10 protein-coding genes are annotated in these 14095 nt (G+C 68.6%); 6 read left to right on the top strand and 4 right to left on the bottom strand.

Features of this window, described 5'->3' with window-relative positions:
- Positions 1-3 precede the first annotated feature (3 nt).
- Positions 4-1080 (bottom strand): polyprenyl synthetase family protein, encoded by a 1077-nt coding sequence (locus tag ACRDU5_RS21050; RefSeq protein WP_526616888.1) that lies wholly within the window; start codon positions 1078-1080, stop codon positions 4-6.
- Positions 1081-1207: 127 nt separating this feature from the next.
- On the opposite strand from ACRDU5_RS21050, the gene ACRDU5_RS21045 reads away from it, so the two are divergent.
- Positions 1208-2122 (top strand): DNA-3-methyladenine glycosylase family protein, encoded by a 915-nt coding sequence (locus ACRDU5_RS21045; protein ID WP_526616886.1) that lies wholly within the window; start codon positions 1208-1210, stop codon positions 2120-2122.
- Positions 2123-2197: 75 nt separating this feature from the next.
- A complete protein-coding gene (locus ACRDU5_RS21040) occupies positions 2198-2755 on the top strand; it encodes a Dps family protein (protein WP_526616884.1) in 558 nt (185 codons plus the stop codon).
- On the opposite strand, the gene ACRDU5_RS21035 is transcribed toward ACRDU5_RS21040, so the two are convergent.
- Complete coding sequence (locus ACRDU5_RS21035) at positions 2748-4148, bottom strand: chloride channel protein (protein WP_526616882.1); 1401 nt, start codon at positions 4146-4148, stop codon at positions 2748-2750. The two genes, ACRDU5_RS21040 and ACRDU5_RS21035, sit on opposite strands and share 8 nt — an antisense overlap.
- Before the next feature lie 51 nt (positions 4149-4199).
- Between ACRDU5_RS21035 and ACRDU5_RS21030 the strand changes: the two genes are divergently transcribed.
- Positions 4200-6353, top strand: a complete 2154-nt coding sequence (locus ACRDU5_RS21030; RefSeq protein ID WP_526616881.1) for a heavy metal translocating P-type ATPase — start codon at positions 4200-4202, stop codon at positions 6351-6353.
- Here ACRDU5_RS21030 and ACRDU5_RS21025 read toward each other — a convergent pair.
- Together ACRDU5_RS21025 and ACRDU5_RS21020 are read right to left on the bottom strand one after the other, a co-directional pair.
- A complete protein-coding gene (locus ACRDU5_RS21025) occupies positions 6313-6819 on the bottom strand; it encodes a hypothetical protein (protein WP_526616879.1) in 507 nt (168 codons plus the stop codon). The genes ACRDU5_RS21030 and ACRDU5_RS21025 overlap by 41 nt on opposite strands.
- Positions 6812-7519, bottom strand: a complete 708-nt coding sequence (locus ACRDU5_RS21020; protein WP_526616878.1) for a transcriptional regulator — start codon at positions 7517-7519, stop codon at positions 6812-6814. Before ACRDU5_RS21020 ends, ACRDU5_RS21025 begins: the two co-directional genes overlap by 8 nt.
- A 116-nt stretch (positions 7520-7635) precedes the next feature.
- Between ACRDU5_RS21020 and ACRDU5_RS21015 the strand changes: the two genes are divergently transcribed.
- The 3 genes from ACRDU5_RS21015 to gltD form a co-directional block, all read left to right on the top strand.
- Positions 7636-7905: a WhiB family transcriptional regulator gene (locus ACRDU5_RS21015; RefSeq protein ID WP_526616929.1), complete on the top strand. Its 270-nt coding sequence runs from the start codon at positions 7636-7638 to the stop codon at positions 7903-7905.
- Positions 7906-8378: 473 nt separating this feature from the next.
- On the top strand, positions 8379-12959 hold the full coding sequence (gltB, locus tag ACRDU5_RS21010; protein ID WP_526616876.1) for a glutamate synthase large subunit: 4581 nt from the start codon (positions 8379-8381) through the stop codon (positions 12957-12959).
- On the top strand, positions 12952-14095 hold a 1144-nt coding region (gene gltD, locus ACRDU5_RS21005), incomplete at its 3' end, for a glutamate synthase small subunit (RefSeq protein WP_526616875.1). The genes gltB and gltD, both read left to right, overlap by 8 nt.

The raw sequence follows: 14095 nt of genomic DNA, 5'->3' as shown, positions 1-14095 counted from the left end.
CAGTCATGCCGCCCGCTGCGTGCACACCGAGGCCATGTTGACCAGCGCGGAGCGCACCGCACCGTCCAGTCGGCCGGCGTCGACCCATTCCAGCGCCCGGCCCAGCCGGTCGGCGATCAGCTCCTCGATCCACTGCACCGCGCCGGTTGCGGCGATCAACGTGCGCCACCGGCCGATGTCGGCCTCGTCGAGCTCGTTGATGCGCATCAGTTCGGACAGCTGGCGGCGCAGCGTCGGATCCGCCATCTGATGGGCGGCCACCACCACGCTGGTCGCCTTGTGCTCGGTCAGGTCGCTGCCCACCGGCTTGCCCGTGATCGAGGGCGCGCCGAAGATGCCGAGCAGGTCGTCACGCAACTGGAATGCTTCGCCCACCGCCGCGCCGTAACCGCCGACCTGGGCCAGCACCCGATCGCCGCACCCGGCCATCGCGGCGCCGATCTCGAGCGGTCGGCGCACCGTGTAGTTGCCCGACTTGCGTCGCGCCACCTCCAACACCGCATCCAGCGTCGGCAGGCCGCCGACATCGTTGAGCAGATCGGCGAACTGGCCGACCGCGAGCTCGGTGCGCATCGCGTCGTAGCGCGGCCAGGCCCGGTCCAGCGCGGCCGCCTCGACGCCGCTGTCGCGGAGCATCTGCTCGGCCCACACCAGGCACAGGTCCCCGAGCAGGACCGCCGCGGACTCGCCGAAGCCCTCCGCCGACCCGGACAGTCCGCGGTCGCGGTGCCATCGGGCGAACTGCACATGCGCCGAGGCCTGGCCGCGCCGCAGCGGCGAACCGTCCATCACGTCGTCCTGCAGCAGCGCGAACGCGTGCAACAGCTCCAGGCTGGCGCCGGCACGCAGCGCCGGATGGGTCGCCTCGGCCCCACACAACCAGCCGAGGAACATGAAGGTCGAGCGCAGGCACTTGCCGCCGCCGACGAAACCGACCAGCATGTCGGCGGCCACGTCGAGGCCGGCACCACGCAGGTCGACCGCGCATCGGTCGGCGACGAACTCGTCGACGGCGTCCAGCACGGCCTTGCGGACACTGCTGCGCCAGATCTCGAACTGGCCCTCGACGTGGCAGGTCATCGTGGGCGCAGGATGGAGTGCCGGCGCGAACATTCGACCGTCTACGCCCAACCTCCACCCCCTTCTGGGTCCTGCTGTCACGATTACGTCATCACTGTCCCAAAAACTGGAGCGGAGCGTCCGGCGAATGGCATCGGTAGACAGCAGCGTGGAGTTTCCGGGACCCGTCAGTCCCGGCCTCACGCTGTCGCCGCTGCGCCGCGGCGGGGGCGACCCGTGCCATCACGTCGCAGCCGACGGCGCCATCTGGCGCACCGGCCTGATGCGTAGCGGACCGGTCACCGCGCGGATCAGCCGGTCGGCGCCCAGCACCGTCGACTGCGAGGCATGGGGCTGCGGCGCAACGGAATTCGCCGAGGCGCTGCCGGCCTTGCTGGGCGCCGACGACGATGCGTCCGGTTTTGCTCCCGACGAGCCGACCATCGCGGCGGCCCTCGAGCGGGTGCGCCATCTCCGGCTGGGCCGCACCGACCGGGTGCTGGAGTCGTTGGTTCCTGCGGTGCTCGAACAGCGGGTGTCGGGCAAGGACGCGTTTCGGGCCTGGCGGCTGCTGGTCACCGAGTTCGGGTCGCCCGCCCCGGGGCCGGCACCGAAGCGGATGCGTGTCCCGCCCGCGGGCGAGGTTTGGCGCCGCATCCCGTCCTGGGAGTTTCACCGCGCCAACGTCGACCCCGGCCGCGCGCGCACGGTGGTCGGTTGTGCGCAGCGGGCGGACTCCCTCGAGCGGTTGTGCACCCGGCCGCCGGAAGAAGCCCGCACCGCACTGATGTCGCTGCCCGGTGTCGGGGAGTGGACGGCCGCCGAAACCGCGCAGCGTGCGTTCGGCGACCCGGACGCGCTGTCGGTCGGCGACTATCACCTGGCCAAGGTGGTCGGCCGGAGCCTGCTCGGTTATCCCATCGACGACGCCGCGATGGTCGAGCTGCTCGAGCCGATGCGCCCGCACCGGCACCGCGCCGTGCGGCTCCTGGAGGTCAGCGGGCTGGCCCGCAATCCGCGGTTCGGTGCGCGTCAGGCCATCCCGAATCTGCGCGCGATCTAGGTCACCGACGGATTACCGGCTCAGCGGCGTGGGTACACGTCGCGGGACAAGCAATGCAGTGCGAAGGAGGCAACGATGACCGAGTTCACCGTTCCCGGCATGACCCACAAGCAGGCCAATGAGGTCGCGGACCTGCTTCAGAAGCAGCTCAGCACCTACAACGACCTGCACCTCACTCTGAAGCACGTGCATTGGAACGTGGTGGGTCCGAACTTCATCGGTGTGCACGAGATGATCGATCCCCAGGTCGCGCTGGTGCGTGGCTACGCCGACGAGGTCGCCGAGCGGATCGCGGCGTTGGGCAAGTCCCCGGGGGGCACGCCCGGCGCCATTCTCAAGGACCGCACCTGGGACGACTACTCGCTCGGCCGTGACACCGTGCAGGCGCACCTGGCCGCGCTCGACCTGGTCTACACCGGTGTCATCGAGGACACCCGCAAGGGCATCGACCGGCTGGAGGACCTCGACCTGGTGTCGCAGGACATCTTCATCGATCACGCTGCCGAGCTGGAGAAGTTCCAGTGGTTCGTCCGGGCGCACCTGGAGAACGCGGGCGGGCAGCTGGCCAACCGCGGGGCGCGAACCGAAAAGGGCGCCGCTCGCAGCGCCAAGAAGAAGTCCCCGGTCAAGTAGCGCCCCGGCGTTCGCGTTCGGCTTCAGCGGCTTCGCGATTGAGCCGCTGCGCTCGGTAGATCGACACGTCGGTGCGGCTGATGATCAGGTAGGCGATGCCGACGGCAACCATCGCCGGGGGTATGACCGAAAACGAGCCGGTCATCTCGGCGACCATGATCATCACGGCCAGCGGGGCATGCGCAACGCTGCCGAAGCAGGCCATCATGCCCACCACGACGAAGACCGCAGGGCCGTCGGGAAGGCCGGGCGCACCCAGGTCGTGGCCCAACCGCCAGATCGCCGCGCCAACGAATGCCCCAATGACGACGCCCGGGCCGAAGATGCCGCCCGATCCGCCGGTGCCGATCGACAACGACGTGGCGACGATCTTGGCGAGCGGAAGCAGCAGCACGATCCACAGCGGGATGGCCATCAGGCTGTCGGTGTCGGCGGCCTTCTGGGCCCAGCCGTATCCGCTGGCGAGGATCTGCGGAATCGCCAGTGCGAGCAACCCGACCAGCAAGCCGCCGATGGCGGGCTTGATCACCTTGTTGCCGGGCAGCTTCGCGGTCAGATCAACGGTGCCGTAGAACATTCGCGCGTACAGGTACCCGAACCCCGCGGCGACGATGCCGAGCGGGATGTACCAGGACAGGTCGAGCGGGTGGTCGAACCGGAAGTCGGCTGCCAGGAAACCGAACAGCGGGTCGAAGCCCAGGATCGAGCCCAGCACGGCGTAGGCGGTGGCCGAAGTGATGAACCCCGGTATCAGCGCCTTGAAGTCGAAGTCTTCGCGGTAGATGACCGAGGCGGCCAGCACCGCGCCGCCCAGCGGCGCGCCAAAGATCGCGCCGATCCCCGAACCGATGCCCAGCGCCACCGCGATGCGTCCGTCCTCGTACGGCAGCCGGAGCCAGCGGGTCAGTAGCGAACCGAAACCGGCCGAGATCTGCGCCGCCGGTCCTTCGCGACCGCCCGATCCGCCGGAGCCGATCGTCAGCGCGCTCGAGATCGTCTTCACCACGATCGCCCGGACTCGCACCGAGCCGGGGTCGGTGTGCACGGCCTCGATGGCGCTGTCGGTGCCGTGCCCCTCGGCTTCCGGGGCGAATCTGGCGACCAGCCACGCCGACACCAGCGCACCGCCGAACACCACCAGCGGGATCGCCCACGGCCGCTCGAACCCCGGCGAGCCCGGGTCGCCGCCGTCACCGATGGGCTTGGGAATGTCATACCCGGCGAGGTATCCGAGCAGGAACTTCCCCGCGTAGTCGAGTGCCAGATAGAACACCACCGCGCCCAGCCCGGCGATGATGCCGATCGATATGCCGAGGATCAGCCACTTGCGCAGGTATCCGGAGCGCCGGATAAAACCGCCCAGCCCGCCGTCGGATTCGCGGGACTCGGGCATGCAGCGGATGCTAGCCTAGACATATACCCCCAGGGGGTATAGATTGGCCGCATGACGATGGCTCAAACCGCATCGACAGGCCACGCCGGCCACGAGGACCATGGCGGTCACGGCGATCACGTCGCCCAGTTCCGCCGGTTGTTCTGGATCATGCTCGCGCTGGCCATCCCAACGGTGGCCTTCTCGAGCATGTTCGCGATGATCCTCGGCTACACCGTGCCGGACATCCCCGGCGCCCGATGGATCTCGCCGGTGCTGGGCACCGTGATGTACTTCTGGGGCGGCCGGCCGTTTCTGACCGGGGCGATCAGTGAGATCCGTTCCCGCGCACCGGGAATGATGCTGCTGATCGGGCTGGCCCTCACCGTGGCGTTCATCGCGTCCTGGGGTGCGAGCGCCGGTGTGCTGGATCACCAGCTCGACTTCTGGTGGGAACTGGCGCTGCTGACCGTGATCATGCTGCTCGGTCACTGGATCGAGATGCGCTCGCTGGCCCAGACCAGCTCCGCGCTGGACTCACTCGCGGCCCTGCTGCCGGACGAGGCCGAACGGGTCGAGGGTGACACCGGGCGGGGCAGCGGGAGCGAACGAGTTGAAACCGTGGCGCCCTCCGATCTGCGGATGGGCGACGTGGTGATCGTGCGCCCGGGCGGCAGCGTGCCCGCCGACGGCGAGATCATCGACGGGGCCGCCGACATGAACGAGTCGATGGTGACCGGCGAATCACGACCGGTGCGCCGCGGCGTCGGCGAGCACGTCGTCGCCGGCACCGTCGCCACCGACTCGGGCCTGCGCGTCAGGGTTACCGCCGTCGGCGACGACACGGCGCTGGCCGGCATCCAGCGGCTGGTCACCGAGGCGCAGAACTCGTCATCGCGGGCGCAGCGGCTCGCCGACATCGCCGCCGGCTGGCTGTTCTGGTTCGCGTTGGGCTCCGCGATCGTCACCGCGGTGGTCTGGGGCTTTCCCGGGTTTGTGGGCAGGCCCGATGAGGCGGTCATCCGGACCATCACCGTGCTGGTGATCGCCTGCCCGCACGCACTGGGTCTCGCGATACCGCTGGTGGTGTCCATCGCCACCGAACGCGCCGCCCGCGGCGGCGTGCTGGTCAAGGACCGGCTCGCGCTGGAGAGCATGCGCACCGTCGGCGCAGTGCTGTTCGACAAGACCGGGACGCTGACCAAGGGTGAGCCGACGGTGACGGCGGTCGCCGCAACGGACGGCCGCACCGAAGACGACGTTCTCGAGCTGGCCGCCGCCGCCGAATCGGACTCCGAGCACCCGCTGGCCCGCGCGATCGTCGAAGCGGCGCGCGCCCGCAACCTGACTGTGCCTGCGTCGTCGGACTTCTCCTCGTCGCCCGCGGTGGGCGTGACCGCCACGGTCAACGGCGAGCGAGTCCGGGTCGGCGGGCCCCGCCTGCTGCAGGAGGCCGGCCAGTCCGGGCTGTCCGAGGCGGGGCCGTGGCGCGACGAAGGCGCCATCGTGCTGCACGTGCTTGTCGAAGGGTCGGTGGCCGGCGCGCTCAAACTTGCCGACGAAGTGCGGCCAGAGTCACGGCAGGCGGTCGACGCGCTGCACCGGCTCGGCAGCCAGGTCGTGATGATCACCGGTGACGCCGAGACGGTGGCCCGGGCGGTGGCCGACGAGCTCGGCATCGACCGGGTGTTCGCCGGCGTCCGGCCGGAGGACAAGTCGGCCAAGGTCGCCGAGCTGCAGGGCGAGCGGCTCGGCGGGAGGCGGGGTGGGAGACAGAGAGTCGCCATGGTCGGTGACGGCGTCAACGATGCTCCGGCGCTGGCTCAGGCCGACGTCGGCATTGCGATCGGCGCGGGCACCGACGTGGCCATCGCGTCGGCCGGCGTCATCCTGGCCAGCTCGGATCCCCGCTCGGTGCTGTCGGTGATCCTGCTGTCCCGGGCGGCGTATCGCAAGATGCAGCAAAACCTTTGGTGGGCAGCCGGATACAACCTCATCTCGGTACCGCTGGCGGCCGGTGTGCTGGCGCCGATCGGCTTCGTGATGCCGATGTCGGTGGGCGCGATCCTGATGTCGGTGTCGACGGTGGTGGTCGCGCTCAACGCCCAGCTGCTGCGGCGGCTGGATCTGCGGCCGGAGGCCAGCGTGCGCGCGGTGCTCGGCTCAGAAGTCCAGGTGGCGGCGACTAGTAGTCCAGGCCCCGCAGCTGCTCACCCAGTTGGGTAGCGATCGCCTGGTGCGCGCGGATGAGCTCGAGCTCGTTGCCGACCTGGGTCCGCAGGGCTGAGAGGACGGCCAATTCGGCCGCGGGGGAGTCGGACAGCTGGTCGAGGGCGTCGGCCGCCGAGGACGCCATGTCCAATGCCGATTGCGACGCTGCCTTCGCGGTGGCGACCGCCTCTGCGGCGTCCTGCAGGCGCTGACCCAAATCCGATTCGACACCCGACAGCTGGTCGAGCGCGTCACGACTGCCGTGCGCGAAATCGGCGTAGTTGGTGACGGCGTCCGCCGACATGGTGGCGGCGTGTTCCGGTCCGGACCGGATCGCGTCGGCGGCGGCTGTCAACTGGTCCGCGGCAGCCGTTGCCGGCCCGTTGTTCTCCGCCGTACCGAACAAGGTGTCGGCCCGGGACAGCACGCCGTTCACGTTGCGGACCAATTCGGACATCGGCACGGGTCCAGTATCAGCCATCCAGCGACGCGATGAGGTCCTTCAGTTTCACCGCGTCCTGGTCGCCGGCCGGTTCGCCGGCCTCGACGGCGTCGACGAGTTCCGCGGGCAGCCCGGCGGCGTTGGCGGTCTCGGCGGCCGTCAGGTTCGCGCGGCGGCGCGCGGTATACAGCCGCTGGCCCAGGGTGGCCGCGGGGGTGGCCGCGGCGCGGAACATCAGCTCGTCGTGGCAGCCGCGGACCGTGCTCAGCGCCAGCACCACCTCGGGCGTGCCCCGGCTGCGCCGGGCCGCGCGGGCCACCACTGTTTCGAGCTTGCGCAGGTCGGAGAGGATCACCGTGGCGCGCCCGGAGAATTCGGCGTCGTCGTCGGCGGGCAGCGCCTCGATCGCGGCCGCGAACGTCTTCATCGCGACTTCGACGGCGCCCACGATCAGCGATGCGGCACCGTCGTCCGGCGCGGGCTCGGGCGTCGATCCGGGCACCGGACCGCCATACCGTATCGTCGCTATGGTTCCGGCGGGCCACTGCAAGACTTCCTCGAGCTTGGCCCTGGTCCGCTCCCGCGGCCAGCTGCGGCCCTTCTCGAAGGCGATCAGCGCGCCGGCGTTGATGATCTTGTACTTGGCGAGATTCCGCTGCTTGATGTCCAATTCGCGTCGCCGGGCGGCAACGGCGGCGCCAGCGCGAGCGATGCCCGGATCGCCGGCGTCCTCATCCACCCGCCCAGTGTAGCCAGCGCAGCGGGCTAGCCGTGCTCAACCTCGCCGAAGCGGAAAAACCGTCGCAACTGTTGCGCTGCTACGGAAAGAGCGCTACGGTTCCTGTCGTGACCGCGATGCTTCGGATACCCGCGATGGCCGATACCCAGATCGGTGCCTGCACGCAGGACCCGGACCGGTGGATGACCGCAACAGACGACCAGACCAAGGCGGTGTGCCGGGCCTGCCCGCGGCGCTGGCTGTGCGCCAAAGAGGCGTGCGAGATGCCCGGCGCGCAGGGCCTGTGGGCCGGCATCCACATCCCGGAGGGCGGACGGGGCCGAACCTTCGCGTTGAAGCAGCTCAGGTCGTTGGCCGAGCGCGGCGGCTACCCGGTACACCGCTGATCGGCCCCGCAGCCCCGCCCGCCTGACGAGGGGGGAGGCGGGCGGGCAGCGGGCCGGTTCTCTAAGAATCTGACTAGGCTTTGTGCAAACGGCTGTGACGCAGTTAACGCAGCGCATAGGCATCCGAGTAGCTCACAGCAAACTTCCTCGATGATTTCGCCGACGGTGTAGACCGAGGTGCGCCCGTTGGCACGGCCTCTGCGCCGGCCGAAAACTTAAGGTGCGCAACGGCATCCGCCGTATCATGGGCGGTGAATCGAGCAGTGCCGCCCGGTGGGCCGATGGGTCTAGTTAGGTATGACTAAGTTGGCATGTCAGGCGGGGTTTGTCATATCGTTTTCTGCACTTGTGGCGAGGGGAAAGGGCCGTCGTTCAGTGATGCACGAAGGCACCGTCACCGCCAACGCCGGCTAACGCCGTCGTCGACGGCTGCCATGGGTGAAACTTCGTGAAGGTTGAAGGGCTAGGTGGGAATGGCGCCCAGTAGTCAAGGGCTGTACAACCCCGCGTTCGAGCACGATGCGTGCGGCGTGGCGATGGTGGCTGACATGCACGGTCGCCGCACCCGCGACATCGTCGACAAGGCCATCACGGCCTTGCTGAACCTGGAGCACCGCGGTGCCCAGGGCGCTGAACCGCACACCGGTGACGGCGCAGGCATCCTGCTGCAGGTGCCCGATGAATTCCTGCGCGCCGTGATCGAATTCGACCTGCCCTCTTGCGGCAGCTACGCGACCGGCATGGCCTTTTTGCCGCAGTCCTCGAAGGACGCCGCGGCGGCGTGCGAGGCGGTGGAGAAGATCGCCGAGGCCGAGGGCCTGGAGGTGCTGGGCTGGCGCGATGTGCCCACCGACGAGTCGTCGCTGGGCGCACTGGCGCGTGATGCGATGCCGACTTTCCGGCAGGTGTTCATCGGGGGCGCCTCCGGCATGGAACTGGAGCGGCGTGCCTATGTGGTGCGCAAGCGTGCCGAGCACGAGCTCGGGACGAAGGGGCCGGGCCAGGACGGCCCCGGCCGCGAAACGGTGTATTTCCCAAGCCTTTCCGGCCAGACCTTCGTCTACAAGGGCATGCTGACCACCCCGCAGCTCAAGGCCTTTTATCTCGACCTGCAGGACGACCGGCTCACCAGCGCGCTGGGCATCGTGCATTCGCGGTTCTCCACGAACACCTTCCCGTCGTGGCCGTTGGCTCACCCGTTCCGGCGGATCGCCCACAACGGCGAGATCAACACCGTCACCGGCAACGAGAACTGGATGCGCGCGCGTGAGGCGCTGATCAAGACCGACGTCTTCGGTGGCCAGGATCTCGACAAGATCGTCCCGGTCTGCACTCCGGGTGCGTCCGACACCGCGCGGTTCGACGAGGTGCTCGAGCTGCTGCATCTCGGGGGGCGCAGCCTGCCGCACGCCGTGCTGATGATGATCCCCGAGGCGTGGGAGCGGTACGAGTCGATGGATCCGGCGCGCCGGGCGTTCTACCAGTACCACGCGGCGCTGATGGAGCCGTGGGACGGGCCGGCGTCGATGACGTTCACCGACGGCACCGTGATCGGCGCGGTGCTGGACCGCAATGGCCTTCGGCCGTCCCGCATCTGGGTCACCAATGACGGTCTTGTGGTGATGGCCTCCGAGGCCGGCGTGCTCGACCTCGACCCGTCCACCGTGGTGCAGAAGATGCGGCTGCAGCCCGGCCGGATGTTCTTGGTGGACACCGCGCAGGGCCGCATCGTCTCCGACGAGGAGATCAAGGCCGAGCTGGCCGCCGAGCACCCGTATCAGGAGTGGCTGGACGCCGGCCTGTTCCACCTCAACGACCTGCCGCAGGGCGACTATGTCCGCATGCCGCATCACCGGATTGTGTTGCGCCAGCAGGCTTTCGGATACACCTACGAGGAACTGAATCTCCTGGTTGCGCCGATGGCGCTGAAGGGAGTCGAGCCGATCGGCTCGATGGGCACCGACACGCCGGTGGCCGTGCTGTCGCAGCGCCCACGCATGTTGTTCGACTACTTCCAGCAGTTGTTCGCCCAGGTCACGAACCCGCCGCTGGACGCCATCCGCGAAGAGTTGGTGACCAGCCTGCAGGGCGGCGTCGGGCCGGAGGGCGACCTGCTCAACCCGAACGCGGAGTCCTGCCGCCAGATCGTGTTGCCACAGCCGATCCTGCGCAATCACGAACTGGCCAAGCTGGTCAACCTCGACCCCGATCAGGACATCGACCACCGGCGCCATGGGCTGCGCACCGCCGTGATCCGCTGCCTGTACCCGGTCGGCAGGGGCGGCCAAGGCCTGCGGGAAGCGCTGGACAACGTCCGTGCCAAGGTGTCGACGGCGATCCGGGCGGGCGCGCGGATCATCGTGCTGTCCGACCGCGAGTCGGACGAACAGATGGCGCCGATCCCGTCACTGCTGGCCGTCTCCGCGGTGCACCACCACCTGGTCCGCGATCGCACCCGCACCCACGTCGGCCTGGTGGTGGAGTCCGGCGACGCCCGCGAGGTGCACCACATGGCGGCACTGGTCGGCTTCGGTGCCGCCGCGATCAACCCGTACATGGCCTTCGAGTCGATCGAGGACATGCTCGACCGAGGTGCTCTCGTCGGCCTGGACCGCGAGAAGGCGCTGACCAACTATGTCAAGGCGGCGGGCAAGGGCGTGTTGAAGGTGATGTCCAAGATGGGCATCTCCACGCTGGCCTCCTACACCGGCGCCCAGCTGTTCCAGGCCATCGGCATCTCGCGGGAGGTGCTCGACGAGTACTTCACCGGCCTGACTTGCGCAGTCGGCGGTATCGACCTCGACGACATCGCCGACGACGTCGCTGCCCGGCATGCGCTGGCCTACCTGGACCGGCCCGATGTGTGGGCCCATCGTGAACTCGAGGTCGGCGGCGAATACCAGTGGCGCCGCGAGGGCGAGTACCACCTGTTCAACCCGGACACGGTGTTCAAGCTGCAGCACTCGACCCGCACCGGGCAGTACTCGATCTTCAAGGAGTACACCCAGCTGGTCGACGGCCAGAGCGAGCGGATGGCGTCGCTGCGCGGTCTGTTGAAGTTCAAGGACGGGGTGCGCACGCCGGTGCCGCTCGACCAGGTGGAGCCGGCCAGCGAGATCGTCAAGCGGTTCTCCACCGGTGCGATGAGCTACGGCTCGATCTCCGCCGAGGCGCACGAAACCCTGGCGATCGCGATGAACCGGCTCGGTGGCCGGTCGAACTGTGGCGAGGGCGGCGAAGACGTCAGCCGCTTCGACCGGGACGAGAACGGCGATTGGCGGCGCAGCGCAATCAAGCAGGTGGCTTCCGCACGGTTCGGCGTCACCAGCCACTACCTGACCAACTGCACCGACATCCAGATCAAGATGGCCCAGGGTGCGAAACCCGGTGAGGGCGGCCAGCTTCCGGGCAACAAGGTGTACCCGTGGGTGGCCGAGGTGCGACACTCCACGCCGGGCGTCGGCCTGATCTCACCGCCGCCGCACCACGACATCTACTCGATCGAGGACCTGGCGCAGCTGATCCACGACCTCAAGAACGCCAACCCGCAGGCCCGCGTGCACGTGAAGCTGGTCAGCGAGAACGGCGTCGGGACGGTGGCCGCCGGCGTCTCAAAGGCACACGCCGACGTGGTGCTCATCTCGGGCCACGACGGCGGCACCGGTGCCACGCCGTTGACGTCGCAGAAGCACGCCGGCGCGCCCTGGGAACTCGGCCTGGCCGAGACGCAGCAGACGTTGCTGCTCAACGGGTTACGTGACCGGATCGTCGTGCAGGTCGACGGTCAGCTCAAGTCGGGCCGCGACGTGGTGATCGCCGCCCTGCTGGGCGCCGAGGAGTTCGGCTTCGCCACCGCGCCGCTGGTGGTGTCCGGCTGCATCATGATGCGGGTCTGTCACCTGGATACCTGCCCGGTCGGGGTGGCCACCCAGAACCCGGTGCTGAGGCAGCGGTTCGACGGCAAGCCGGAGTTCGTCGAGAACTTCTTCATGTTCATCGCCGAAGAAGTCCGGGAAATGATGGCGCAGTTGGGGTTCCGGACCGTCAACGAGATGGTCGGACAGGTCGGGTCGCTGGACCTCACCCGTGCGGCCGAACACTGGAAGGCCTACAAGCTGGATCTGTCACCGGTGCTGTACGAGCCGGAATCGGCCTTCATGAACCAGGACCTGTATTGCAGCTCCCGGCAGGACCATGGGCTGGACAAGGCGCTGGATCAGCAGCTGATCGTGATGAGCCGCGAGGCGCTCGACTCGGGCACGCCGGTGCGGTTCTCCACCACGATCGCCAACACGAACCGGACCGTGGGCACCATGCTCGGTCACGAGCTGACCAAAGCGTATGGCGGCGAGGGGCTTCCCGACGGCACCATCGACATCACGTTCGACGGGTCGGCGGGCAACAGCTTCGGCGCGTTCGTCCCGAAGGGCATCACACTGCGGGTGTACGGCGACGCCAACGACTACGTCGGCAAGGGATTGTCCGGCGGCCGGTTGGTGGTGCGTCCGTCGGACAACGCGCCGGAGGACTACATCGCCGAGGAGAACATCATCGCCGGCAATGTGATCCTGTTCGGTGCCACCAGCGGCCAGGTGTTCCTGCGCGGCGTCGTGGGGGAGCGGTTCGCGGTCCGCAACTCCGGCGCGCACGCGGTGGTTGAGGGCGTCGGCGACCACGGCTGCGAGTACATGACCGGCGGCAAGGTCGTCATTCTCGGGCCCACCGGCCGTAACTTCGCCGCGGGCATGTCGGGCGGCGTGGCCTACGTCTACGACCCCGACGGCACATTCGGCGACAACCTCAACGCCGAGATGGTGGACCTCGATGCTATGGACGACGAGGACGTCGACTGGCTGCGCGGCATGGTCGTGGCCCACGTCGATGCGACGGATTCTGCGGTCGGACAACGCATTCTGGCCGACTGGGACGGGCAATTGAGCCACTTCGTGAAGGTGATGCCGCGCGACTTCAAGCGCGTGTTGCAGGCGATCGCGCACGCCGAGGGCACCGGCGAAGACGTCGACAAGGCGATCATGGCGGCGGCAAGTGCCTGATCCCAGGGGCTTCCTCAAGTACACAAAGCGCGAGACCCCGCAACGGCGGCCGGTCCCGCTGCGGCTGCGTGACTGGAAAGAGGTCTACGAAGACTTCTCGCACGACGTGCTTCGCGAGCAGGCGGCGCGCTGCATGGACTGCGGCATTCCGTTCTGTCACGAGGGATGTCCGTTGGGCAATCTCATTCCTGAGTGGAACGATCTGGTGCGCACGGACCGATGGCGGGACGCGATCGAGCGGCTGCACGCCACGAACAACTTCCCGGAGTTCACCGGTCGGCTGTGCCCGGCGCCCTGCGAGGGATCGTGCGTGCTCGGCATCAATCAGGATCCGGTGACCATCAAGCAGGTCGAGGTCGAGATCATCGACAATGCCTTCGAGGAAGGCTGGGTTGTTCCGCTGCCGCCCGACAAGCTGACCGGCATGACCGTGGCGGTCGTCGGATCCGGCCCCGCCGGGCTGGCCGCCGCCCAGCAGCTCACCCGCGCCGGTCACTCGGTGACGGTGTTCGAGCGGGATGACCGCATCGGCGGCCTGCTGCGGTACGGCATCCCGGAGTTCAAGATGGAGAAGCGCCATGTCGACCGCCGGGTCGACCAGATGCGGCGCGAGGGCACGGTCTTCCGGACCGGCGTCGAGGTCGGCGCCGGCGACCTCACCGGTGAGGACCTTCGGGAACGCTACGACGCCGTCGTGATCGCTACCGGTGCCACGGTGTGGCGCGACCTGCCGGTGCCAGGTCGTGAGCTGGGCGGCATCCTCCAGGCGATGGAGTACCTGCCGCCGGCCAACCGGGTCGCGGCCGGCGAGACGGTCGACGACCAGACGGTGGCCACCGGCAAGCACGTGGTGATCATCGGCGGTGGCGACACCGGTGCTGACTGCCTGGGTACGGTGCACCGCCAGGGCGCCGCATCCGTCACCCAGCTCGAGATCATGAACCGCCCGGCCGACGAGCGATCGACCGGGCAACCGTGGCCGACGTACCCCATGATCTTCCGGGCCTCGGCAGCGCACGAGGAGGGCGGAGAGCGCATCTACGCGGTGTCGACCCAGGAGTTCCTCGGCGACGACGACGGGCAGGTGCGTGCCCTGCGACTGGTCGAGGTGGCCATGCAGGACGGCCGGTTCGAGC

Origin of the sequence: Mycobacterium sp., assembly GCF_050701515.1 — a bacterium.
GTDB lineage: Bacteria > Actinomycetota > Actinomycetes > Mycobacteriales > Mycobacteriaceae > Mycobacterium.
This window is presented reverse-complemented; position numbering and strand designations above follow the sequence as displayed.